The sequence below is a fragment of the Phocaeicola sartorii JCM 17136 = DSM 21941 genome, assembly GCF_054653615.1.
This window is the reverse complement of record NZ_BAAIFW010000005.1, coordinates 1209266-1236218: the sequence shown is the minus strand read 5'-3', so window position 1 is coordinate 1236218 and position 26953 is coordinate 1209266. Positions and strand designations below refer to the sequence as shown.

Sequence of the window (26953 nt, the reverse complement as noted above, 5' to 3'; positions counted from 1 at the left end):
CCGTATTGGTATGCAGAACTATTTCCTTACCTTTGTACAAATTCAGCCTCAAGTTGCGCTGTTTTAATTATCCCGTAAGAATATGGCAAAGGAAAAGACTGTATATGTATGCACCAACTGTGGGCAGGATTCACCCAAATGGGTAGGGAAATGTCCGTCTTGCGGTGCATGGAACACATACGTAGAAGAAGTTGTACGCAAGGAATCTGCAAACAAAAGGCCGGTATCCGGTCTGGAACCCGTAAAAAGCAAGCCTGTCACCCTGAATGACATAACCGGAGGAGACGAGCCGCGAATAGATATGCAGGACGAGGAGTTGAACCGGGTACTGGGAGGCGGCTTGGTACTGGGATCACTTGTCCTGCTGGGTGGTGAACCGGGAATAGGGAAATCCACCTTGGTGCTGCAAACCGTACTTCATCTGCCTGACAGAAAAGTATTGTATATATCGGGTGAAGAGAGTGCCCGGCAACTGAAACTGCGTGCAGACCGTATCCCACACAATTCTTCCGACTGCCTGATAGTTTGTGAAACTTCGTTGGAGCAAATTTACGTCCATATTAAAAATACACAACCCGATTTGGTCATCATCGACTCTATTCAAACCATCTCAACCGAAACGATAGACTCTTCTCCCGGCAGTTTGGTGCAGGTACGTGAATGTTCCGCTTCTATTTTAAAATTTGCCAAAGAAACAAATACGCCGGTCATCCTGATCGGCCATATCAATAAAGAAGGAAGCATTGCCGGCCCCAAGGTACTGGAACATATTGTAGACACCGTATTGCAATTTGAAGGTGACCAACATTATATGTACCGCATTCTTCGCAGCATCAAGAACCGTTTCGGAAGCACTGCCGAACTAGGTATTTATGAAATGCGGCAGAATGGTCTGCGCCAGGTGAGCAACCCTTCCGAACTATTGCTTAGTCAGGACCATGACGGAATGAGCGGAGTCGCCATCGCCTCGGCCATAGAAGGCGTCCGCCCTTTCCTGATCGAGACACAGGCTTTAGTCAGTTCGGCAGTCTATGGGAATCCGCAACGTTCTGCCACCGGATTCGATTTACGACGTATGAATATGCTTCTGGCAGTACTCGAAAAACGGGTAGGATTCAAACTGGCACAAAAAGATGTCTTTTTGAATATCGCAGGTGGATTGAAAGTGAATGATCCGGCCATCGACCTGTCTGTCATCAGTGCCATTCTATCCAGCAATATGGACACGGAGATAGAACGCGACACCTGCATGGCAGGCGAAGTGGGCCTGAGTGGTGAGATCCGACCGGTAAACCGCATCGAACAACGCATCGGAGAAGCAGAGAAGTTAGGCTTCAAGCGGATTCTTATACCGAAGCATAATTTACAGGGAATGGATACCTCCAAATTAAAGATAGAAATCATTCCGGTGAGAAAGGTAGAAGAAGCGTTCCGGATGTTATTCGGATAATCAAAATTTAAACAACAGCAGAAATCATGATACAGGAATTTCAACTAAGAGTCTTGCCTGAACAGGCAGCCAACGAACAGTCACTGAAACAATTCATCGGACGTGACAAGGGATTGGATATACGCACCATCCATGCCCTCCGCATCTTGAAAAGGAGCATAGACGCACGTCAGCGCACCATCTATGTAAACCTGAAAGTACGCCTATATATCAATGAAATTCCAGAAGAGGAGGAATTTACCCGCACTATATATAATAAGGTGGAAGGAAAGCCACAAGTCATTGTTGTGGGAGCAGGCCCGGGCGGACTTTTTGCTGCTTTGCGATTAATAGAGTTAGGACTCCGACCTGTCGTAGTGGAACGAGGGAAAAATGTACGTGATAGAAAAATAGATATCGCCCGTATCAGCCGTGAGCACAAAGTGGATTCCGAAAGCAACTACAGTTTCGGAGAAGGTGGCGCAGGAGCCTATTCGGACGGCAAACTCTACACCCGAAGCAAGAAACGGGGGAATGTGGACAAAATTCTGAATGTATTCTGCCAACATGGGGCCAGTACCTCCATCCTGGTAGATGCCCATCCGCACATCGGTACGGACAAACTGCCACGCGTGATTGAAAACATGCGGAATACCATCATAGAATGTGGCGGTGAAGTGCACTTCGAAACACGAATGGACTCCCTTATCATAGAAAAAAACAAAATCACAGGTATAGAGACAAATACCGGAAAGACTTTCAAAGGGCCTGTCATTCTGGCTACCGGGCATTCCGCACGGGATGTATATCAGTGGTTGTATGATAACGGCATAGAGATAGAAGCCAAAGGAATTGCGGTAGGAGTCCGTCTGGAACACCCGTCCATGCTGATTGACCAGATACAATATCATAATAAAAACGGACGCGGCAAATATCTGCCTGCCGCCGAATATAGCTTTGTGGCACAAGTAGAAGGACGTGGAGTCTATAGTTTCTGCATGTGTCCGGGAGGATTTGTAGTTCCTGCCGCAAGCGGACCGCAGCAGATTGTGGTAAACGGCATGAGTCCCAGCAACCGCGGTTCCAAATGGAGCAACTCCGGAATGGTAGTAGAAATCAGACCGGAAGACCTGGCGGACAACAGTCTTTTTACAGAAGAATTAAAAGCGAAGAGTGAAGAATTAAAAGCCGCAGACCGAAAGAATGGCCAATGGGATACCGGCCACTGTCCATTAACCATGATGTATTTTCAAGAAGCATTGGAAGCTTCCTGCTGGCAGCAAGGCAATATGCGCCAAACCGCACCCTCGCAACGAATGGTAGACTTTACCCGCAGGAAACTGAGCTATGATTTACCCGACAGTTCGTATAGTCCGGGATTAGTCTCTTCTCCCCTGCATTTTTGGATGCCTGCATTCATCACCGACCGTTTGAGCAAAGGTTTCCAACAATTCGGAAAGAGCAGTCATGGTTTCCTGACCAATGAAGCAGTGATGATTGGTGTAGAGACACGCACGTCGGCTCCGATACGGATCCTGCGGGATAGTGAGACCCTGCAACATGTCACTGTCAACGGGTTATTTCCTTGCGGAGAAGGAGCGGGTTACGCCGGCGGAATTGTTTCAGCAGGTATCGATGGAGAAAGGTGTGCGGAAGCTGTAGCCGCTTATTTAGGGGCAGGAGCGGATTGAGCCTGCATTAAATGAATGATTTTCAATGTGATTTAAAATGATTATCCGCAATCATGCCACCGGATGATAAAGGAGAATTTAAGATAGTACTTGAGCGTTTGTGCACCTAGAGCAGGTAAGCCAGCGCAATTTGGATATAAAAAGTCCGCATTTTATAATCCTCTGATATTCAACTACATTCTTCAATTCTCCAAATGTGCTGCTGTATTCTAAAAAAAAGTGCTGAGTATCAGTTTTTCGATTAGCTGCTTGGGGTTTCAGAAAAAGGGCTTAATTTTGTAATCGAAATATTTGATAAGTAACACATAATTTTCGATTATGGAAATGATACAACGTAATCATTATTTAAATGAGCTAGTTTCCTTACAAGAAAAAGATTATAATTCTTGGTGAAGAATGCCCGATAACACGAGACGAACAGGGTATTACAACTATGAGCATTTTTGATTTTCTGTTAAAAGAAAACTCATTGGAGCTTTAATACCACTTTCCTTAAATTTAATCCAATAAAGAAATCTATAAATGAGCAGAATCACAACTTTACCTATTAAAGAACTATACAGACTTGATTCAGTTCGTGAACTGTACAACCTTGCAAAAGTCAATCATGAAACATTTACGATTCCTGACTATCAAAGGGGATACCGTTGGGAAGCAAACATCCATATAGAGGCTCTTCTCAAAGATGTATTTGACTTCATGAATACGAACCGCAATATTGACGACCGCTATTGTTTGCAACCTATAGTTGTCACTCAATCTTCGACCCATAAAGGGGCATGGGAGGTAATCGATGGTCAGCAGCGCCTCATCACAATTTATATGTTGCTCAATGCTTTGGGACTGCCAACCTTTAATTTAGTGTTTGAATCACGCCCAAAAAGTAACGATTTTCTTGCCCAACTGATCGCAAATGGCAAAGCCAATCATGACGATCCTGATTTCCATTTCATGAGTGAGGCATGGGCTAAAATCAAACAGTGGCTCAAAGATAAAAACAATCAAGATCCAGGATTTGATTTGGAATATAAACCTGTTTTGTGGAAGAACGTAAATGTAATTTGGTATGACATCGAGTCCACGAGTCGCGAGATTAACATTGACGTGTTCAATCGTTTGAATATCGGTAAAATACCTCTTAATGATGCCGAACTAGTCAAAGCACTTCTTCTAAGCAAAATCAAAGGACGTTACAAAGACGCTGTTGAACTCACAATGCGCCAATCAGAAATAAATAACGAATGGCATCGCATTGAGATAGAACTACGCAAACCGCAAAAATGGGGTTTCATTACAGGAAACGTACACAAGGAGTATGATTCGCATATCGAGTTCCTTTTTGACTTGATGGCCAAGAATCGAGCCAAAGGAACTGCCGAACAGAAGTATACAACCTATTTATGGTTCGAACATCAAGTGAACGCTGCCGGTCGTAAACCCGAGGCACAGGCTGACATGGCTATAAAACTTTGGGGACAGGTAAAAGATGCTTATGCGCGTGTAAACTCATGGTTCTGCGACAATAATGTTGGGTCTGATACAGCTATTTACCATTATGTCGGCTATCTTTTAGCCTCTCGCAAGGTTCAGGTCTATGATCTTTATAATGATTCTTTTGAAAAGTCACGCAAAGGATTCCGCGATCATCTCAGAGGGTTAGTGAAAGACACTTTGAAAGGTATCAAACTTGATGAACTTAAATATGGTGAGGATGATGATACAATCAAGATGGTACTCCTATTGTTCAACGTGCTTACTTGCGAAAAGATAGCCGATGGAATGTACAACCGCTTCCCTTTTGATCGTTACAATGAGATAGCAAAAGAAAGACGAAGTCGCGGAGGTTGGAGCTTAGAACATATCTTCGCACAAAATTCACGAGATCCGATGAAAGACCCAAAAGCAGCTTTACACTGGTTAGCAGATACGCAGAAATCAATAAAAAATATCAGTAGTGTCATCAAGACTATAAAAAACGATAGTCAAAGTGAGCAAGAAAAGAGCGAGATTGATCTCACAAAACTTAAGGTGCAGATAGAGAAGATGCAACAATCTCACCCAAACACTTTGGACATGGATGCTTTCAACAATCTTAAAAACAAAGTAAACAACATTTTCGGTGAGGTTGATCGGCACCCTCTCTCTAATTTAGCTCTCTTGTCAACTGTTGATAATTCGACTCTTAATAACGCTGTTTTCCCTACAAAGCGAAACCGCATTATTGAACTTGAGAAGGAAGGACGCTTCATCCCTCCTTGTACTCGTAATGTATTCCTGAAATTCTATAGTCCGTCTGACTCCCAACCATATTATTGGAGCCGGAACGACCAAGATGCATATCTCGCTCAGATAAAGAAAATGATTAATGATTTCATGAAAAACTGATATGAATACGATAACTAATAATCTTGGACAGAAACAATCTTTTAAGACAATTCTTGATATATACGATCGCATTGAAATTCCCGTGATTCAAAGGGATTATGCACAAGGACGCACCGGGAAAAAAGAAACCAATGTGCGCCGTGGCATCTTGAACCATATTTTCAACGCTCTTTCTGAAGGTTGCAGCGTGGAACTTGATTTCATATACGGAGTAGAACGCCAATATGTCAATAGCGATGGTATGCAGCGTATAGCCCTTATACCTATAGATGGACAACAACGTCTCACCACTCTTTGGTTAATTCATTGGTATCTTGCTTGTAAGGCTGGGCTTCTGGATGATCCTCAGAGCGATACGAAGAAGATGCTTAGTCGTTTCACTTACGAAACTCGTGTTTCAAGTAAAGATTTTCTAAATGCTCTTTGCAATCAGAATGTCAATGCTTCTCCAAATATCAAAACAGAAATCATTGAAAATGCGATATGGTTTGACGAAGCATGGAAACTTGATCCGTCAGTTATGGGTTTCATTACCATGCTTGATGCCATTGCCAACCACGAAGTTGTGAAAAACAGTGATCCGGCAGTGCTTTACAACCGTCTCGTTGCTGACGAATCGGCTGTATCCTTCTATTTCCTGTCTTTAGAAAAATTCGGACTTGGTGAGGAAATCTACACACGTATGAATGCGCGAGGTAAGGTACTTACCAATTTTGAGGTTTTCAAGTCCAATTTCTTTAAAATAATTGATGATTCTCCATTGAAGGATGAAATCACACGGAAAATTGAATACGATTGGGTGACAAATCTTTGGCCCTACAAGGAAAAAGATGTATATGTTACAGATGCTCCATTCATGAACTGGCTTCGATATGTGACTCAGATGCTTATTGAAACTTCAAAATCCAAGAACAATAAAGATGCTGATAAAGACACAGACTACTTGTCATTAAACATCTTGGCGAAAGTCTACAATAAACTGGAAAATTTGAAATTTTTAGTAGATTCACTCAATCTCATACCAAGGATTAAGGACTGTGATGTCGATTGTTGCCTTGAATGGAACGAAGAAGACAAAGGACTGGCCAGTGCTGTCAAATGGATTGCTACTGATGGAGAAAGCACTGATGTAATGAAACAAATGTGTGTATTTGCTGCCATAAAGTATCTGCGCAAATTTCCAAATGAAAAGGGTATCGGTGATTTCATAAGAGTGATTCGAAACTTAATTGCAAACACCCCTGACCGCAGCATGCGTGAGTGGCCTACAATGGTAGAGTCCATTAACGGACTTATATCGCAGAACGTATATGCGCTACTCGCCAATAACACTCCCTCTTTGGCAGGCTTTCGTGTTGAACAACGTGAAATAGAGATTTTCAAGGCTAAAATTATAGATAAACACCCTAATGCTTACAGCCTGATTTGCGAAATGGATTCCGACCCACTGTTAACGGCACGTGAAGGCAACCTAATCATCGAACTCCATGAATCGAAAGCAACCGACCATTTCACCCTCAAATTAGATCAAATTAATCCTGACAGAGTTAATATCAACAACCTTCGCAACATATTCAAAGCCTATAAAAAGCTGAGCACTTTCCACAACTCCAACTATTTCGATGCAGTATGGGGGGAATTTCTACAAACAGATCTTTACCATAGCAACGATAGTGAATGCTGGTGGTCAGACGGTGACAATAACTATATCAATTACGCCAACCATCCCATCATATTGAAGCTGGTGCGAGAAGTTATGGATAACAACGGTGATGCGGACACAACGATAGTGGCTCGTCAGAAACGTATAATCAAACAATTACTTAACAAGACGACTAATGACCTTAGTCAGCTTACAAATCCCCAAGACCAGTTGTATGTACTTTACATAGGCACAGTAGCTCTATTAGGGAAATCATATAAGGATTTTTTCGTTTGCGGCCGTTATAATTTTGGATGGGTTAATGCAGAGCCCGGATATACAACTCCATTCATAACTCTACTTGACTCTTCCATCCGGAATCAAATATTTCAGGCATTTCCTGAACGTTTCAGAAAAGATACTGGTATCGTAGATTATCGTACACCATGGATTTTGAAAGTAAATTCCAGAGGCAAAAATTTCTTTCAAAGATTATCAGATTGGGCAAATATTTAATAGACATACTCATACGGTTGCAATATTATCGTACTCCTTGTTAGTTCTGCAACTTCTTGATAATATCAAGTTGTTGCAGAATTACGGTGGTAAGTTGTACGTAAACCTTCCATTGCTTTTCCAACAAACCCTTCATGGTTTCCGAGTAAACCCAATTTATGAATGGAATACGATTTATCTCTTTCTATAAATTAAATTATCATTCTTTCTGACCGGAAGCAAACTCTTCTTTTATCTGCTTGCACCAATCAGCAATACGTTTGCTTGTTAATTGTGCCTGGTTCTCCTGGTCAATCACCAAACCGCAGAACTTTCCGCCACGTACAGCCCTTGACTGACTGAAGGCATACCCGTCTGTCGAAGTAAAACCTACCAATTCAGCTCCTGCCTTTTGAAATGCATCCGCCAGAATCCCCATTCCATCCACAAAATTATCGGGATAATTTTTCTGATCCCCCAAACCGAATATAGCGACTTTCTTTCCTTTTAAATCCAACGACTCCAATTCGGGAACCAACTCGTCCCAATAAGTAGGAAGTTCACCATCAAACCAAGTGGACGCCCCCACTATCATATTGTCATACGCCTGAAAATCATTCTGCCAAGCCCTTTCTATCAAAACGACTTCTATTACTTTCACTCCTCCCAAATCTTCCCGGATCTTATCAGCTATATGGGAAGTCTTGGCTGCATTCATTGCATAAAATAATCCTATTGTTTTCATAATTCATTTTTTATTCACCATAGATTAACACGGATAATATATAGAATAATTCATGTAACCTGTGGACTTTTGATTAATATTCCAGCAACTTCCTGGCTGCATCATAAATTTTATCCTCAGCAGGCAAAATGGCCTTTTCCAATATCGGATGGAAACCTACAGGAGTGAAGGTAGAACCCACACGCTGTACAGGAGCATCCAGATAACGGAACAATTCCGTACCAATTCCAGCAGCTATTTCAGCCCCGAAACCAGAGAAAACTTTATCCTCATGGACTACCAAAGCCTTGCTTGTTTTCTTCACTGACTCGTAAATAGTCTCTTTATCCAACGGAATAAGCGAGCGGATGTCAATCACTTCCACACTCCACCCCTCCTGGGCCAAACGTTCAGCCACATTCAAACAGAAATGGGTCGTATTTCCATACGTTATCATGCTTAAATCCGTACCTTCGCGACGAATACGCGCCTTTCCAAACGGGACCTCAAAATCTTCGGGCACCACAGAAGAAGCCTCGACTGAATTATACAAGGCTTTCGGCTCAAGATACAAAGTAAATCCGCGAGAGCGCATCGCAGTACGAAGCAGCCCTGCCGCATCATCGGCAAAAGAAGGGCAGACAATCCGTGCACCGGGCAAGGTAGTCAACGCACCCTCTATATTTTGCGAGTGATAAAGTCCGCCACCAATATATCCACCCGAAGCCAGACGCAACACAATATTCGGAACAAATTTTCCATTGCTACGCCAATACTCATGGGTACACTCCACATATTGTTCTACAGCAGGCCAGAAATAATCGGCAAATTCAGCTCCTTCAATAACGACATGTATCTTAGAATCAAAACGACACATTCCATTTGCCGTACCCACAATATAGTCCTCTGCTATAGGAGCATTGAACACGCGGGCATCCCCAAACTCCAGCTGCATTCCTTTAGTGATATTGAACACTCCGCCTTTCTCTTTATTCGCTACATCCTGGCCATAGATGAAAGTGTCCGGATTATGACGGAATTCCTCTTTCAACGTTTCGTTGATAGCGGTTACCATAAAGGCCTTCTCACCATTCTCCTCTTGATGAAGTCCCTCTTTATATTTTTCCGGTATATAGGGATCGGGCAAAACATAATCAAAGATGCTTTTCGGATCAGGATCAGGCGCAGCAAGCGCCTTCCTGTTGGCAACCGACAGTTCTTTCTTGGCTGCCGCCTCTATCTGTTGCAATTCTTCTTCCGTAAGGCGTTTGTAGCGCAACAGCATCCGGCGGAATTTCATCAACGGATCGGCTTCCTTTACATAAGCAAGTTCATTTTCATCCCGATAAAGCGTTTGCTTATCCGAATTGGAATGGGAACCGATACGGACACAATTGGCATGTACAATGACTGGAGTACGATTCGCTATGGCAAATTCACGGGCCTCGCTCATAGCATTCATGGAGTCGAACACATCTTTTCCATTGCAATGAATAATCTTCAGATTCTTGAAACCGGAAAAATTATCGGCATACTTACGGACAGCCGTCTGATCCTTTTTGGGGACAGAGATACCATATCCATTATCCTGCCATACAAATATCACAGGAAGGCCTTCCCGGCTGGCTCCGTTAATCGCCTCATAAACATATCCCTCCGAGGAAGCGGATTCTCCATGAGAGGTGATCGCCACCCCTTTATGCCCGTAATACACCATGGCACGCGCCACTCCGGCAGCATGAAGGTCGTGTGTTCCGGTGGCTGATGACACATTTTCTATATGCCATTCGGGCTTGGCAAAATGATTGGACATGTGACGTCCTCCACTGGCGGGATCAGTCGCTTTCGAAATGCCGTTCAATATCAATTCCTCCACACTCATGCCGGCCGAGAGCACGGTCAGCATGTCGCGGTAATATGGAAAAAGGAAATCCTCGCCTTTGGTAAAGACTTGGCCTACGGCCAATTGGATGCCATCATGCCCTGCGTATGGCGCATGATAGGACCAACCCAATGACTGCAACAGGTAAGACGGAGCTTTTTCATCAAGCGCACGTCCCAACACCATCAAATGATACCACTTTTTCAACGTTTCGGTATCAGTGGTCTTTATATCATATTTTTTCATTATCTTCTTTTTTATTGTAGTGAATGGTTATTCTTTCCAATTTTCCAAATAATTCTTTATCGCATAGAGGAACTGCCCCCCCAACATACCATCTACCACCCTATGATCGTACGACAAAGAAAGATACATTTTATGGCGGATAGCAATCATATCACCCTCAGGGGTTTCAATTACCGCCGGCTTTTTCTCAATATATCCCACTCCCAGAATGGCCACCTGCGGCTGGTTAATAATCGGAGTACCAAACAAGGACTTGAAAGTTCCAAAATTGGTAATCGTAAATGTACCATCCGAAATGTCATCCGGCATCAGTTTGTTATCACGTGCCTTCACCGCCAGGGTATCAATAGCAACTGCAAGTCCGCTCAAATTCAACCTGTCGGCATCATGTATCACCGGAACAATCAGATTGCCATCATTCAGTGAAACAGCTATGCCGACATTGATATGCTTTTTAAACAAGATATGATAACCGTCAACAGATACATTCACCTGCGGATAGGCAACCAATGCCTTCGCCACGGCTTCGGTTATGGCAGGCATATAAGTCAATTTGACTCCCTCACGATGAAAGAAAGCATCTTTATTCTTATCACGCCATTTCACAAGTTGGGTCACATCCACTTCTACCACATTCGTAACATGAGGAGAGGTATGTTTGGACATTACCATGTGGTCGGCAATCATTTTCCGGACTCGGTCCATCTCTCTCACTTCCACACCTTCTTGCAAACCGGAAACTGAAGTAGCTAAAGAGGAAGCCGATGATTGGACAGCCGGAGAAGTCTGGGCAGAAACACTCACAGCAGGTTGAGCAGATGCCGGTGCAGATTTTGGCAGGACAATGTTACCCTGTTCTTTTCTGGTAATGTAAGCCTTTATATCTTTTTTACTCAAACGTCCTTCATATCCTGTTCCTTGAATACGATCCAACTCCTCTTTCGAGATATGTGCAGCCTGAGCCAATTGAAGCACAATGGGAGAATACCAACGCTCTTCTTCTGTTTTGGCAGCCATCGCCTTAGGAGCTTCCTTTACTTCCTGAACGGATGCCACAGATTGCGCATGGAGGGAAGTCTCTTCCGTTCCTTCATCACCAGCTATATCTACAATTGCCACTACCGTACCTACCGGCACGGTATCTCCTTCTTTAAATAGTATCTCGACCACCTTGCCTTCTACAGGAGATGGTATTTCAGCACTGACCTTTGCTGTGTTCACTTCAAACAACACATCGTCCTCCTGAACAGTGTCGCCCACTTTTACCGACCAGGATATAATTGTCCCTTCAGTAATACTTTCGCCTAGTTTAGGCATTTTTATTTCGAATCTTGACATATTGATAATCTTATTTTTTAATCCTTTTTTATATGAACAACAAGACACTGAAAGATAAAGTTTTAACTTAAATCTTTTTTAAGGTTGCCCGATGATGTATCCAACCCTCATCAGCATATTTTTCCACTTTCAGCAATTCGATTGCCGCCAAATCCTTCCGGGAAAAATGATAAATACTGTTCTTTTCATCTTCTGTCAGAAAGTAATGAAACAAAAGATGAATAAACCGTTTGATATTTACTGAAACATCCAAAAAATGATTGAGATTTACCACTTCACTAGGAACAGACGATACGGCGCGGACATTTCTTGATCCGGGAATCAGTTCCCACTCATCGGTCTTCTCTTTCAACACAGAATGAAGCACATCCAAGTTTGTAGAAAACAACAACGTACAATGATACATCACACGGTCTTTATGAATGCATTGCGCACTGCCCGATATTTTCTTTCCATCCAAGTAAATTCCCATGCGTTCATCCGTATAGGCCGTGACTCCCATCGTTTCCAGAAAATCAACAGTACGTTGCAGATAGTCTTCAAACAAAGGCTGCGATGTCGTTTCTATAAAAGTGAGATTGATATTGCCCTTATCGTGATAGACAGCACCGCCTCCCGAAAACCGACGGGCCAAATGAATGCCTTTCTCTATCATATACTCCTCATCCACCTCGATCTGAACAGACTGATTCTTACCAATGACCACAGAGGGGGCCGACTGCCATATCATAAAATAATCCTCCCTTTTCTGCTTCAACAAATACTCTTCCGCCGCCAGATTGAAATAAACATCCGTACAACGATTATCTACACAAAACATTATGCAAAGAATGTTTCGTGATAAATCTCGCCTACCGTAGGATGCGGAAATACCGTTTTCTGAAATTCTTCTACAGTATATCCATGTTGAACAGCCAGACCTGCCACAATGATTATTTCCGAAGCAGGATTTCCCAACAAATGGCAACCGATAATACGGTCTTCATCATCCAATATCAATTTGCAAAGTCCGTTACCTGTTTCATTCTCAGCCACAAAACGTCCGGAGTAAGCCATGGGCAATTTCTGTATATGATAACTAATGCCTGCCGCCTTCAATTCTTCTTCCGTCTTTCCCACTCCGGCCAGTTCGGGATTCGTATATACCACCCCCGGTACACAATTATAATTCATCCGATCCTCCACCCCCAGAATATGATTCAGGGCAACTTCACTTTCACGAATAGCCGTATGGGCCAGCATGGAGTGTCCCGTAATATCTCCACAAGCATATACGTGAGGATGGGAAGTCAACATGTGCTCATCCACTTTTACACCGTTACGCGCCAGTTCCACGTTTAGTTTATCCAAACCCACTTGACTCAGATTCGCTTTTCTGCCTGCACTTACCAAAATCTTCTCCGCTTCAATCAGTACCGATTTACCGGCTTTTTCTATGGTAACTCCTGACGGACTGACCTCTGTCACTTTAGAATTCAGTTGAAAGTCAACCCCTCTCTTCTGATACTCCGTACGCAACATCGCACTGGTTTCCTTGTCCATAGCCCCCAAAATTTCAGGCATCATCTCGATGACGCTCACCTTTACTCCCATGCTATTAAAGAAAGAAGCAAATTCCATTCCAATTACTCCGCCGCCAATAATAGCCAGTGACTTGGGTAATACAGTCATTTCCAAAGCCTCTTTGGAAGTCCAATAGTCTACTTCCGACAAGCCTTTAATAGGTGGGACTACAGTATCCGAACCAGTACAAACCAACAGATAAGTCACCTCATATATTCCTCCTCCAGCTAAAATTTGAATCAGTCCGTCAGATTCTCCGGCTATAACCGCTTCTTTCTCTATCAATTCGGCTCCATAAGATTGTACGGTCATTTTCACGCCTCCGGTCAATTTCTTGACCACTTTATCTTTACGGTCTATTATTTTCTCTAAATTAAAGCTGATTCCATCGGGAACAGAAATTCCATATTTTGCCGCACTTTTTGCATGATCCAATAATTTCGCTGAATACAAAAGAGTTTTTGTTGGAATACATCCTTCATTCAGACAGACACCTCCAATGGCTTTCTTTTCAAAAATCACAGTTTTCAATCCTCCGGCAGCAGCTCTTTCTGCAGCCGTATATCCGGCAGGTCCTCCGCCGATTATCGCTATATCATATTTCATACGGTTAAGGTTTTAAATTTCATATACCATAACAACAAACAAGTGAGAAACTTAGTTGCCTCCAAAAAGATTTCTTCGTCTATATGAATCTATTTTTTATAAAAGATATGTATCTTTGCGCCAAAGAAAACATCATGCATCATCCTGAGATAGCCATAGTAGATCCGAATATCCTTACTTGTCTGGGGTTAAAAAACATATTGGAAAATATCATTCCAATGGCTACCATCCGTGTATTCCACTCTTTTGGTGAATTGACCGATGACACCCCGGACATGTATGCCCATTATTTTATCTCCGCACAAATCTATTTTGAACACACTTCCTTCTTTTTGCTTCGCAAACCGAAAACCATTGTATTAGCAGGAGGTGACAACCAACCCCAGCTATCCGGTGTTCCCAAGCTGAATATCTACCAAGATGAAATTTCCTTGATAAAAGACATCCATCAATTGCGCCAATACGGACATCAAGCAAGAAAGCAAACAGCAGGAAAGCCTGCCCAGTTTGAAAAGATGGAACATGAATTGTCTGTCCGGGAAATAGAAGTTCTGATACTTATCACCAAAGGACTCATTAATAAAGAGATAGCCGACAAACTGAATATCAGCCTTACCACTGTAATCTCCCACCGAAAGAACATTACTGAAAAACTAGGCATCAAGTCTGTTTCCGGTCTTACCGTCTATGCTGTAATGAATGGCTACATTGAGGCAGACAGAATATAAAATCCTCATTTATTAGGATTGCACACATACCAGGTTTAACGTTACTTTGCAGCCGGAATCATTCTCCATCACGGATTACACAAAGTGGAATATATAAATTGTCCGCTCGACAGAAACTTGTAGCGTCACTTGGTAATCCATGGGGTATAAAATAAAACCAAACTATAAATATGAGAAAAAACATTTTATTCATTACATCCTGTCTGCTTGCCACAGCAACTTTTGCAGAAGATATCAATACGCTGCCTAAAGACACAACAAAAGTCATTGATATAGAAGAGGTGGTGGTTATCGCATCCCCCAAAGAAACAGGAAAATTAAAAGCACTCCCTGCAGCCGTATCTTTGCTCTCCCAAAAAGACATGCAAGCAAACCAAATCAATTCTTTAAAGAACGTGAGTTCACTGGTACCCAATTTCTTTATGCCCGACTATGGCTCAAGACTCACCTCTGCTATTTATATCCGGGGAATCGGCTCGCGTATAAACACTCCTGCGGTAGGTCTGTATGTGGACAATATCCCTTACATTGACAAATCGGCATTTGACTTCAATTTCTATGATATAGAACGTATTGATATCCTTCGCGGTCCACAAGGAACCTTGTACGGACGCAATACCATGGGAGGATTAATCAAAGTACATACCCGCTCGCCATTCTCCTATCAGGGAACAGACATCAGACTGAGTTATGGAACAAAAAGTAACTACCGTAGTGCATCATTGACCCATTACCACCGTTGGAGTGACCGTTTCGCTTTCTCTGCCGGTGGCTATTATGAGGGATCAGACGGATTCTTCCGCAATTCTTTCAATGGGAAAAAAGTAGATGAGATGGAAGCGGGAGGGGGACGAATACATGCCATCTGGCTGCCTTCAGAGAACTTAAAACTAGACTTTACCATAGGCTACGATTATAGTGACGAAGGAGGATACCCTTATTACTATACAGGAGCCACAGACGGATACGACAAAGAGAATGAAAAGTATAAAGACTACATTGGAAAGATTTCATACGATCAGGACTGTACTTATCGACGCGGACTGTTCAATACCGGTTTGAATATTGAATACCAGGCACAAAAGTTTATCTTAAGCGCCGTTACAGGGTTTCAGAATTTAAATGACCGTATGTTTATGGATCAGGATTTCCTGCCTGCCAGCATTTACACCATTGAACAGAAACAACGCCTGAATACCATCAGTGAAGAGATTACTTTTAAAAGCAAAAATAGCAAGCGTTGGCAATGGGTTACGGGAGTCAGCGGTTTTTATCAATGGCTGCATACTACCGGTCCGGTAAACTTCATGGAGAACGGAGTGACCGATATGATTGAAGGGAATGTCAACAATATTTTCAAGAAAATTCATTCAGACAATCCCCGTGCCCCGGAAATGAGTCTGAACGTCCTGAACAATCACATCCGCGTAGGTGGAAGTTTTGATACACCGGTATTCAGCACCGCACTGTACCACCAATCCACATTCAACGACCTGTTTGTAAAAGGGCTTTCAGTGACAGCCGGCTTACGTTTGGAATATGAAAAAATGTCTATGGATTATTTCTCGGACAGCAATATTGACTTTGATTTCTTTCTCAAGATGACAACTCCCCCTCTTAACATTCCATTCAAGAATTTGAATGCCATGCCGCTATTGAAAGGAAAAGAAAAGAACGACTATATGCAACTACTTCCCAAACTGGCTTTTAAGTATGATTTTAATTCTGCAAATAATGTGTATGCAAGCATTACCAGAGGTTATCGTTCCGGAGGTTATAACGTACAGATGTTTTCAGAACTGATACAAAGTGACATGCAACAGAAAATGATTGAGGCAATACTGAACAAGACACCAGAATCCATGAAAGGTATGATAGAAGGAATGATCAAACAACACATGCCCAATTATGGAAAAGAACTGGACGTACAAGAAACAACAGTCTACAAGCCCGAATATAGCTGGAACTACGAAGTGGGATCACATCTCAACTTGTTCAACGGCAAACTGAAAGCCGACCTTGCCGCATTCTACATGGATACCCGCGACCAACAAATCGCCAAATTCGTCAATAGCGGTCTGGGGCGAATGATGGTCAATGCCGGCAGTAGCGAAAGTTATGGAGTAGAAGCCAGTTTTCTGGCATCTATCAACAAAAACCTGAATATGAATGCCAGTTACGGATATACTCACTCCACATTCAAGAAATATGACGGGGGTACTACCTCATCAGAAGCGCAAATTGATTATAGTGGCAACTATGTACCATTTGTGCCACGCCATACCCTGAATGCAGGCGCAGACTATAGTTTCTTTTTCGGCAAAAACAATTGGGTGCAAAGCCTCACTTTAGGCATGAACTATACCGGGGCAGGAAAAATTTATTGGACTGAAAAGAACAATGCCTCACAAAATTTTTATGGAACACTGAACGGACGTGTTTCTCTGCAGGCAGAAGGCTTACAGATAGATATATGGGGACGTAATTTAACCAACAAAGATTATACAACCTTCTATTTTGAAACTATGCATAGAGGATTCGAACAAAAAAGCAGACCTTTACAACTGGGTATGGATATACGTTATCACTTCTAACCATTCTTGCAAAATAAATAAAAGGGGCTGTCCAAAAAATCGGATAGCCCCTTTTATTTATTTAGATAAAAATGTATTGTCTTGTTTATGCTTACCAGAACGATATCTATTCCTATCCCAAATAGAAAAGACTCTGCAGAAGAATATTCACTTCATGTAGTCGTATGCTATATTGTACCAGCAATGATTAAAGAGCGTTTAGCAGGCTCATCCGTCCGGTGGGATTTTACCGGGCGTACATAACAAAAAAACTCCTCCGGAACCTGATTGTTCCGGAGGAGTTCTGTAAAACGGCGGCTACCTACTCTCCCACTGTGACGCAGTACCATCGGCGCGGTGAGGCTTAACTTCTCTGTTCGGAATGGGAAGAGGTGGAACCCTCACGCTATAGCCACCTGAATAAGGTTGACATATTGATAAGCTGTTATCGTAATTTCATTCCGTAGCAACAATGCTAAAGGTATACACCATCCGTTCCATAAAGAAAGTGGACGGGCAATTAGTAATGCTCGGCTTTGATGTCTCCATCTTTACACCTGCATCCTATCAACGTCGTCGTCTGCAACGACCCTGAGAAATCTAATCTTGTGGCCGGCTTCGTACTTAGATGCTTTCAGCACTTATCCGATCCCGACTTGGATACCCGGCGATGCACCTGGCGGCACAACCGGTAAACCAGAGGTCAGTCCAACACGGTCCTCTCGTACTAGTGTCAGAGCCACGCAAATTTCATACGCCCACGATAGATAGAGACCGAACTGTCTCACGACGTTCTGAACCCAGCTCGCGTGCCACTTTAATGGGCGAACAGCCCAACCCTTGGGACCTTCTCCAGCCCCAGGATGTGACGAGCCGACATCGAGGTGCCAAACCACTCCGTCGATATGAGCTCTTGGGAGGGATCAGCCTGTTATCCCCGGAGTACCTTTTATCCTTTGAGCGATGTCCCTTCCATACGGAAACACCGGATCACTATGCTCTAGTTTCCTACCTGCTCGACTTGTGAGTCTCCCAGTCAAGCGCCCTTATGCCATTACACTCTCCCGGCGGTTACCAATCGCCGTGAGGGCACCTTTAGAAGCCTCCGTTACACTTTTGGAGGCGACCACCCCAGTCAAACTACCCACCAATCAGTGTCCTCGCATCACGAGTTAGAACTCAAACAAATGAAGGGTCGTATTTCAACAGCGGCTCCACAAATACTGGCGTACCTGCTTCAAAGCCTCCGACCTATCCTACACATCACGTGCCCAAATTCAATGATAAGCTATAGTAAAGGTTCACGGGGTCTTTTCGTCCCATCGCGGGTAATCGGCATCTTCACCGATACTACAATTTCACTGAGCTCACGGTTGAGACAGCGTCCAGATCATTACACCATTCGTGCAGGTCGGAACTTACCCGACAAGGAATTTCGCTACCTTAGGACCGTTATAGTTACGGCCGCCGTTTACTGGGGCTTCAATTCAACGCTTCTCTTGCGATGACGTCTCCTCTTAACCTTCCAGCACCGGGCAGGTGTCAGGCTGTATACCGGATCTTTCGATTTCGCACAGCCCTGTGTTTTTGTTAAACAGTTGCCTGGACCTATTCTCTGCGCCCTCTCTTGCGAGGAGGGACCCTTTATCCCGAAGTTACAGGGTCAGTTTGCCTAGTTCCTTAACCGTGAATCACTCAAGCGCCTTAGAATATTCATCCCGACCACGTGTGTCCGTTTACGGTACGGGTACCTTTACGGTATAGCTTAGCGGATTTTCTCGGCAGTATGCTTACGTGCACTATTGCCTTGTCCCGGAGGACGCGGCATACTCTCAGGTTCGAATCACGTGGTGGATTTGCCTGCCACGATCAGCTTCTACACCCTTCAACCATCTATTCCGTCAGATGGCGGCACTGTCACTTCTGCGTCTCCACATCGCCCGTAAAGGTAGTAACGGAATATTAACCGTTTCTGCCATCGGCCTCGCCGTTCGGCTGAGCCTTAGGACCCGACTGACCCTGATCCGATTAGCGTTGATCAGGAAACCTTGGTCTTGCGGCGAGCAGGTTTCTCACCTGCTTTATCGTTACTTATACCTACATTTGCTTTTCCACACGCTCCAGAATACCTCACGGTACGCCTTCGACGCCGGGTGGAATGCTCCCCTACCGATCATTTACATGATCCCACTGCTTCGGTAGACAACTTAATACCCGATTATTATCCACGCCGGACTCCTCGACTAGTGAGCTGTTACGCACTCTTTAAATGAATGGCTGCTTCCAAGCCAACATCCTAGCTGTCATGGCAGTCCGACTTCGTTAGTTTAACTTAGCTGTCATTTCGGGACCTTAGCAGGTGGTCCGGATTCTTCTCCTCTCGGGCACGGACCTTAGCACCCATGCCCTCACTCCTGCGGTAGGACTGATGCGCATTCGGAGTTTGTCAAGACTTGATAGGCGGTGAAGCCCTCGCATCTTATCAGTCGCTCTACCTCACATCAGTAACCCGCAAGGCTGCACCTAAATGCATTTCGGGGAGTACGAGCTATCTCCAAGTTTGATTAGCCTTTCACCCCTACCCTCAACTCATCCAGAAGCTTTTCAACGCTTATTGGTTCGGTCCTCCAGCTGGTGTTACCCAGCCTTCAACCTGGTCAAGGGTAGATCACTTGGTTTCGCGTCTGCCACTGCCGACTCAGGCGCCCTATTCAGACTCGCTTTCGCTTCGGCTTCGGGTGTCATCACCCTTAACCTTGCCGGCAACGGCAACTCGTAGGTTCATTATGCAAAAGGCACGCCGTCACAGCTCAAGCTGCTCCGACCGCTTGTAGGCGCACGGTTTCAGGGACTGTTTCACTCTTCTGTTCGAAGTGCTTTTCACCTTTCCCTCACGGTACTGGTTCGCTATCGGTCTCTCGGGAGTATTTAGCCTTACCGGATGGTCCCGGCAGATTCACGCAGAATTCCTCGTGCTCCGCGCTACTCAGGATACTACTACGGTTCGGCTGACTTCAAATACGCAACTTTCATGCTCTATGGTTGAACTTTCCAGATCATTCTTTTCATCAGCTTTCGTCCGATATCGTAGTCCTACAACCCCACACATGCCGTAACATGGATGGTTTGGGCTCTTCCCCGTTCGCTCGCCACTACTTGGGGAATCATTGTTTATTTTCTTTTCCTGCAGGTACTAAGATGTTTCAGTTCCCTGCGTTAGCCTCCTACTAAGTAGGATAATATCCCTTCAGGATATTGGGTTGTCCCATTCGGAAATCTTCGGATCAAAGGTTATTTGCACCTCCCCGAAGCTTGTCGCAGCTTATCACGTCCTTCATCGCCTCCGAGAGCCAAGGCATCCGCCATGCGCCCTTGCTTACTTTCTTTATCCATTCGCTGACACTTGCATGTCGGCGGGATGATATATACTTCCAGCTCTTTACTACTAAAATTACTTTTTGCTTGTACAATATGTCATAGACCGTTTCTCTTTTCAGAGACTGTGGAGAATAACGGATTCGAACCGTTGACCCTCTGCGTGCAAGGCAGATGCTCTAGCCAGCTGAGCTAATCCCCCGAATCTTGAGATTCGTAGTCCCAGGCAGAGTTGAACTGCCGACCTCTACATTATCAGTGTAGCGCTCTAACCAACTGAGCTATAGGACTAAGTTCAACCTAGTCTGTATTAGACCCGGCTTCTTCTTTCTCTTCTCTGTATTTCTACAGTTATATGTTAAATAAACAACCAGCAGCACAAGGACAAGAACCTTTCGATCAGTCATCCTCTCCAGAAAGGAGGTGTTCCAGCCGCACCTTCCGGTACGGCTACCTTGTTACGACTTAGCCCCAGTCACCAGTTTTACCCTAGGGCGCTCCTTGCGGTTACGCACTTCAGGTACCCCCGGCTCCCATGGCTTGACGGGCGGTGTGTACAAGGCCCGGGAACGTATTCACCGCGCCATGGCTGATGCGCGATTACTAGCGAATCCAGCTTCGTGGAGTCGGGTTGCAGACTCCAGTCCGAACTGAGAGAGGCTTTCGGGATTGGCATCCACTTGCGTGGTAGCGGCCCTCTGTACCCCCCATTGTAACACGTGTGTGGCCCCGGACGTAAGGGCCGTGCTGATTTGACGTCATCCCCACCTTCCTCACATCTTACGATGGCAGTCTCCATAGAGTCCTCAGCATGACCTGTTAGTAACTATAGACAAGGGTTGCGCTCGTTATGGCACTTAAGCCGACACCTCACGGCACGAGCTGACGACAACCATGCAGCACCTTCACACTCGCTATTGCTAGCTATAACGTTTCCGCTATATCCGAGTGCAATTCAAGCCCGGGTAAGGTTCCTCGCGTATCATCGAATTAAACCACATGTTCCTCCGCTTGTGCGGGCCCCCGTCAATTCCTTTGAGTTTCACCGTTGCCGGCGTACTCCCCAGGTGGAATACTTAACGCTTTCGCTTGGCCGCTTGCTGTATATCGCAAACAGCGAGTATTCATCGTTTACCGTGTGGACTACCAGGGTATCTAATCCTGTTTGATACCCACACTTTCGAGCATCAATGTCAGTGGCAGTTTAGTAAGCTGCCTTCGCAATCGGAGTTCTTCGTGATATCTAAGCATTTCACCGCTACACCACGAATTCCGCCTACCTCAACTGTACTCAAGGCTGCCAGTATCAATTGCAATTTTACGGTTGAGCCGCAAACTTTCACAACTGACTTAACAACCCATCTACGCTCCCTTTAAACCCAATAAATCCGGATAACGCTCGGATCCTCCGTATTACCGCGGCTGCTGGCACGGAGTTAGCCGATCCTTATTCATAAAGTACATACAAAAAGGCACACGTGCCTCACTTTATTCCTTTATAAAAGAAGTTTACAACCCGTAGGGCAGTCATCCTTCACGCTACTTGGCTGGTTCAGGCTCGCGCCCATTGACCAATATTCCTCACTGCTGCCTCCCGTAGGAGTTTGGACCGTGTCTCAGTTCCAATGTGGGGGACCTTCCTCTCAGAACCCCTATCCATCGTCGACTAGGTGGGCCGTTACCCCGCCTACTATCTAATGGAACGCATCCCCATCTTATACCGAAATTCTTTAATCACGAGAAAATGCTGGCCCGTGATACCATCCCGTATTAATCTTCCTTTCAGAAGGCTGTCCGGGAGTATAAGGCAGGTTGGATACGTGTTACTCACCCGTGCGCCGGTCGCCATCAGTCTTAGCAAGCTAAGACCATGCTGCCCCTCGACTTGCATGTGTTAAGCCTGTAGCTAGCGTTCATCCTGAGCCAGGATCAAACTCTTCATTGTAAAAATATTCTTTCCACTATTGCTAGTGTTGTAATCTGCTCAAGGATCCAGATCTATCAATATCATTTATTGACGGTTCTTGTTTTTCCATACATCATATATACTATATAATGTATAGGCTTGTACTACTTGTTTGTTTATCTATAAGTCTTTCAAAGAACTCTTCTTCTTGTTGTGCTATCGGTTTCGAAAGCGGATGCAAAGGTAAGGGATTTAATTTTAACCACCAAATATTTCCGAAAGTTTTTTAAAACTTTTTTTTCAAGGCGGCCGGTTGTACGTTCCGGAAGGTCTTATCCGTTCTCGCTCCCTTAGCCACGCCAAGGTAAGATACCGGGTGCAGATCCTTATAAAGGAAAGCAACGCTCCTACGTTTGTATCACCAAGTCAGTCACACTGTTTTGTCAGTGCCGCATCTCTCCCGATTGCGGTTGCAAAGGTAGACGGTTTTAACTTAACAGCCAAACATATCTTACGGTTTTTCCTGAACTTTTTTGAAACAAGTTTGTAACAGGCTGGTTTACAGTTGTGTTACAGAACATATTTTTATGGTGACGTCCGGAGGAGGGAAAACAGCTACACATTATAATATTCGCACACGGGCGTGCAGACGCGTATATGGGAAGGGAAAGGGAAAAAAGGAACGGGAAAAGAATGGAGAAGGAACACTGGAACGGGGAGTGAAGTGCGTGTGGTGTGGATAGTGCGGATTACGGCAGCGGTGAAAAACAACAGGACATTTTAAAAAAAGCTCGTAATCTTTTAATAAAAGCTCGCCACCTTTTGATAAAAGCTCGCCATCTTTTTGGAGAGCTCCCTGTCTTTCCGGAAAAGGGCGGGAGCTTTCGGGCGTGACCGGAAAGGGCATATCATATACGCAGCCGGAAACGGAAGCACACAACGCGGACATCCTGAAAAAAACTTTCTTATTGCAACTCCGCCCAGATACTTGCCCTCCTTTTTTCTTTCCTGGAGTGTTGAAAAACTGCTGCCACTGCTACCACCCTACCCCATGGAACCGCCATGGGCAGGGCGTTTGGATGGGTGGGGCAGCACATTTTTTTATGCAGGAAAAAGGGCTGCTGCCACCACTTTTATCCCTTTTTTATCCCAAAACGTCCGGAAAAGGGGGAAGAAACAGGCGGAAGAGGACCACACGCCGGAAAAAGGAGACGGATACGAACACGCAGAAACCGGAAACCGGACCGGCAATGCGAAGCCCACTGAAGGACAAGACACCGGATGCGGCCTGACAAGGCCACGGCTACAACCCGACAAAACCACGGTTGCAGCCCGTCAATACCAGAGTTACCATCCGGCGGAACTTCAGTTCCAGCCCGACGGAACCAAAGTTACAATCCTGATGAAACTGTAGTTTTAACCTGATGGAACTGTAGTTTCAACCGGGCGGAACTAAAGTTCCAACCTGAAGGAACCGGTTGAAACTCCTAGTCCGTATGCGCATTCATACTGTAGTTTAACGCTTTAGGTTAACTACTTCTTAGTCTTACTTGTATGGATGGTTGACAGAGTTAATACTTAAGTTATAATATCAGTTGACTCTTTCAAGATGAACAAGGCAAACCGTACGCATCAACTGACGAAACCTCCAGCCCCAAAAAGACAACTGAAAAGAATCAACAGCAAAAGCCAACAGCCGGAAAAAATAGACAAAAGTGGTGGCAGCAGCCCTTTTTACCACCTAAAAAAAAGTGCTGCCACCACCCATCCAAACGCCCTGTCCATTATAGTTTCAGTAGGAAGAGTGGTAGCAGTGGTAGCACTTTTACCAAACTCCGGGAGGGGAAAACTAAGGGTAAAAAACTGAGACTGTTTTAGTTTTACCACGATTCACACCGGAAATTGCATGGACAAAAAAGAAAATACAAAACGATATGCTGCCATTGGCAGATAACTATTTATTCTTCTATCAGCTCGTATTTTCCTTTCGGGATCCAGCGTTCCAGTATATTATCCACCTCCGACTCTTTTTCGGGAATCACATAGCGGCATACTTTCTTATAAGCATAAACCAAAGATACCGCTTCGTCAATCCATCCGATAACCGGCAACCGCTTTGCCGAGACCAAATCGACCGGCAATACCAGATACGAAAGTGCCGCCACAATCAGCATTTTATCCGAAGAGGGAGTTTCGGGACTTCGCAATACATAATACAATAGAAGTACAGGACGGGCAGTCCCCTACCGGCAGCCTTTGCGTAATCCGTTATCCTCTCCCACAGCAGCTCATAATCCATCATGTTTTTCTTCATTTTCATCGATATTAAGGGTAGATAAATCTAATAGAAAGCAGATCATCGATATAGTAGTAATTATCTAATAGTTAAAACAAGCTCATTTTTATTTATTTTCCACCATTTGACCTATATACGCAAATCACTGTATTATAGCGTATTTTAGCAAATTTTCTCTCCAAATAATTTGCATCGTTTTCCGATAATCTCTATTTTTGTATGCAAATCGTATGCACATACATTTGCATACAGACCAAGTAAAGAACCATCAAAAACGGCAGATTATGTACAAGTATTCAAAGGACGGAATTTCGGTGCTGTCGGTACTGGACGCACGCAGGGCGAAGAAAAGCGGCTTGTTCCCCGTGAAGATACAAGTCATACACAACCGCAGGCAGAAATACTATTCCACGGGGCAGGAGCTGTCAAAGGAGGATTGGGCGAACCTTGCGGAAAGCAAGAGCCGCAGGCTCACGGAGGCACGCTCGAACATAGAGAACAGCTTCTCAATCATCAAGGGGCAGGTGGAGGCACTCGCCGAACGTGGAGATTTCGCGTTTGACCTTTTGAGTGTCCGGCTGGGCAGATGCTCCACCGCGACAGTGAACGCCGCGATAAAGGCGAAGACGGAAGAGTTGAAACGTAACGGGCAGGCGGGTACGTACCGCAGCTATCATGCACTGCTGACGGCGGTGGAGGAGTTTGCAGGGAAAGACATTCCGTTTTCTGCCGTCACGGTGGACTGGCTGAACCGCTGCGGAAGATTCTGGACGGGCCAAAAGAAAAGCAAGTCCACGCTCAGCGTCTATTTCAAGATGCTCAAGGCGATAATGAACCGGGCAAAGGCGGACGGCATAATAAAGGAGGCGCACTTCCCGTTCGGCAGGAACAGGTTCGAGATACCCTCAGCCGAAGGCAGGAAGCTGGCACTCACGCTGGAACAGATAAAGAGGCTCGTCACCTATACCGACGGGAGGGAGGAAACCGAGCTTTACCGGGACATGTGGTTCTTCTCCTACCTCTGCAACGGCATCAACTTCCGGGACATGCTCTATCTTACTTACGGAAACATCGTGGGAGGTGAAATCTGTTTTGTCAGGGCAAAGACGATGAATACTTCCAAGCAAGTGCGTACCATACGTGCGGTGCTCACCCCCGAGATGCGGAAAATCATGGACCGCTGGGGCAACCCCGACGACGGAAACCCCGGCACGCTCATCTTCAAGTTCGCCACGGGGAAGGAGGACGGCTTCGCCACCAAGCACCTTGTCGATACGGTCATACAGAAATGCAACAAGGTATTGGGCAGGATAGCCGAGGCGGTGGGTCTGCCCCCCGTGACCACGTATTCAGCCCGGCACTCGTTCGCCACCGTGCTCAAGCGCAGCGGGACGAACATCTCCTACATATCCGAAAGTCTGGGGCACTCCAACCTTGCCATAACGGAGAACTACCTTGCCAGTTTCGAGCGGGACGAACGGATGAGGAACGCGCAGTTACTTACCAAATTCGACTGACCATGCCAAGAAAGAAGACCAGAGAGATAAAGATACGGCACCTCAAATGTTTCGGTGCCATATGGGAGGAGCTTTCCGGACATCCCGGGCTTGCCGGATATGAGATAACGGAGGCCGTGATACGCGTACAGGAGCGGGTACGGCCCACCATAAACAATGTGGAGGCGGTCATCGAACGCATAAGGTTCAGCCATGCCACCCGCAAGTACAAATACCCCGTCATCCTCGGCAGGGAGATGATAGGCCAGAGTGTACTGGCAAAGATGGCGGGCGTGAGCCGCCAGACCATAGCCCGGTGGGAGGAGCTGGGCTTCATATCGCGCTCCGATATCGGGATACCGGGAGAGAAATATTTCGTAATAGAAGAAGTCATTTCCCAACTCGGAAAGTTAAAGGGTGTGAAATAATAGTACATTCCGAATCACTTGACATATGTGTGCAAAACGGTGCCATTGGAGGATTATATCCGCCTATGGCACCGTTTCCCTTTTTACCCGCCCCACGCAGTGTCACCAAAAGTCATGAAACGTCCATAAAAGTCATATCCGTGTTAAGTT

Annotated in this window: 14 protein-coding genes, 2 tRNA genes, 3 rRNA genes and 1 pseudogene; 9 read left to right on the top strand and 11 right to left on the bottom strand. The window is 44.9% G+C overall.

What is annotated here, in order from left to right:
• Nucleotides 1-82: 82 nt before the first annotated feature.
• From radA to ACYQ0C_RS05155, 4 genes are all read left to right on the top strand, one after another.
• Nucleotides 83-1450: a DNA repair protein RadA gene (gene radA / locus ACYQ0C_RS05170; protein WP_016278449.1), complete on the top strand. Its 1368-nt coding sequence runs from the start codon at nt 83-85 to the stop codon at nt 1448-1450.
• A 26-nt stretch (nt 1451-1476) separates the two neighbouring features.
• The gene (locus ACYQ0C_RS05165) at nt 1477-3120 is read left to right on the top strand and encodes an NAD(P)/FAD-dependent oxidoreductase (RefSeq protein ID WP_016278448.1); all 1644 of its coding nucleotides are present in this window, start codon (nt 1477-1479) and stop codon (nt 3118-3120) included.
• Nucleotides 3121-3642: 522 nt separating this feature from the next.
• Nucleotides 3643-5505 (top strand): DUF262 domain-containing protein, encoded by a 1863-nt coding sequence (locus ACYQ0C_RS05160; protein WP_016278447.1) that lies wholly within the window; start codon nt 3643-3645, stop codon nt 5503-5505.
• Nucleotide 5506: 1 nt separating this feature from the next.
• Nucleotides 5507-7663, top strand: coding sequence for a DUF262 domain-containing protein (locus tag ACYQ0C_RS05155; RefSeq protein ID WP_016278446.1), 2157 nt, complete (start codon nt 5507-5509; stop codon nt 7661-7663).
• Nucleotides 7664-7862: 199 nt separating this feature from the next.
• Here ACYQ0C_RS05155 and ACYQ0C_RS05150 read toward each other — a convergent pair whose 3' ends face one another.
• From ACYQ0C_RS05150 to lpdA, 5 genes are all read right to left on the bottom strand, one after another.
• Nucleotides 7863-8387: a flavodoxin gene (locus tag ACYQ0C_RS05150; protein ID WP_016278445.1), complete on the bottom strand. Its 525-nt coding sequence runs from the start codon at nt 8385-8387 to the stop codon at nt 7863-7865.
• A 73-nt stretch (nt 8388-8460) separates the two neighbouring features.
• Nucleotides 8461-10494: an alpha-ketoacid dehydrogenase subunit alpha/beta gene (locus ACYQ0C_RS05145; RefSeq protein WP_016278444.1), complete on the bottom strand. Its 2034-nt coding sequence runs from the start codon at nt 10492-10494 to the stop codon at nt 8461-8463.
• 27 nt (nt 10495-10521) lie between these two features.
• On the bottom strand, nt 10522-11832 hold the full coding sequence (locus ACYQ0C_RS05140) for a dihydrolipoamide acetyltransferase family protein (protein ID WP_016278443.1): 1311 nt from the start codon (nt 11830-11832) through the stop codon (nt 10522-10524).
• A gap of 67 nt (nt 11833-11899) precedes the next feature.
• Nucleotides 11900-12652, bottom strand: coding sequence for a lipoate--protein ligase family protein (locus ACYQ0C_RS05135; protein ID WP_016278442.1), 753 nt, complete (start codon nt 12650-12652; stop codon nt 11900-11902).
• Nucleotides 12652-14001: a dihydrolipoyl dehydrogenase gene (gene lpdA / locus ACYQ0C_RS05130; protein WP_016278441.1), complete on the bottom strand. Its 1350-nt coding sequence runs from the start codon at nt 13999-14001 to the stop codon at nt 12652-12654. The genes ACYQ0C_RS05135 and lpdA overlap by 1 nt, the downstream gene beginning before the upstream one ends.
• Before the next feature lie 107 nt (nt 14002-14108).
• On the opposite strand from lpdA, the gene ACYQ0C_RS05125 reads away from it, so the two are divergent.
• Complete coding sequence (locus ACYQ0C_RS05125) at nt 14109-14729, top strand: helix-turn-helix transcriptional regulator (RefSeq protein ID WP_016278440.1); 621 nt, start codon at nt 14109-14111, stop codon at nt 14727-14729.
• Between the two features lie 170 nt (nt 14730-14899).
• A complete protein-coding gene (locus tag ACYQ0C_RS05120; RefSeq protein WP_016278439.1) occupies nt 14900-17323 on the top strand; it encodes a TonB-dependent receptor in 2424 nt (807 codons plus the stop codon).
• Between the two features lie 288 nt (nt 17324-17611).
• Here ACYQ0C_RS05120 and rrf read toward each other — a convergent pair.
• From rrf to ACYQ0C_RS05095, 5 genes are all read right to left on the bottom strand, one after another.
• Nucleotides 17612-17722, bottom strand: a 5S ribosomal RNA gene (rrf, locus tag ACYQ0C_RS05115).
• Nucleotides 17723-17802: 80 nt separating this feature from the next.
• Nucleotides 17803-20688, bottom strand: a 23S ribosomal RNA gene (locus ACYQ0C_RS05110).
• Between the two features lie 117 nt (nt 20689-20805).
• Nucleotides 20806-20879, bottom strand: a tRNA-Ala gene (locus ACYQ0C_RS05105).
• Between the two features lie 15 nt (nt 20880-20894).
• Nucleotides 20895-20968 (bottom strand) — tRNA-Ile (locus ACYQ0C_RS05100).
• 125 nt (nt 20969-21093) lie between these two features.
• Nucleotides 21094-22622 (bottom strand): 16S ribosomal RNA (locus tag ACYQ0C_RS05095).
• The 16S, 23S and 5S rRNA genes sit together here with 2 tRNA genes alongside, the layout of an rRNA operon.
• Before the next feature lie 805 nt (nt 22623-23427).
• On the opposite strand from ACYQ0C_RS05095, the gene ACYQ0C_RS05090 reads away from it, so the two are divergent.
• The gene (locus ACYQ0C_RS05090; RefSeq protein WP_459976806.1) at nt 23428-23997 is read left to right on the top strand and encodes a hypothetical protein; all 570 of its coding nucleotides are present in this window, start codon (nt 23428-23430) and stop codon (nt 23995-23997) included.
• A 544-nt stretch (nt 23998-24541) separates the two neighbouring features.
• On the opposite strand, the pseudogene ACYQ0C_RS05085 reads toward ACYQ0C_RS05090, so the two are convergent.
• A pseudogene (locus ACYQ0C_RS05085) lies at nt 24542-24903 on the bottom strand (YkvA family protein).
• 260 nt (nt 24904-25163) lie between these two features.
• On the opposite strand from ACYQ0C_RS05085, the gene ACYQ0C_RS05080 reads away from it, so the two are divergent.
• Nucleotides 25164-26396 (top strand): site-specific integrase, encoded by a 1233-nt coding sequence (locus tag ACYQ0C_RS05080; RefSeq protein WP_016277256.1) that lies wholly within the window; start codon nt 25164-25166, stop codon nt 26394-26396.
• A gap of 2 nt (nt 26397-26398) precedes the next feature.
• On the top strand, nt 26399-26803 hold the full coding sequence (locus ACYQ0C_RS05075) for a hypothetical protein (protein ID WP_016277255.1): 405 nt from the start codon (nt 26399-26401) through the stop codon (nt 26801-26803).
• The last annotated feature ends 150 nt before the right edge of the window (nt 26804-26953 follow it).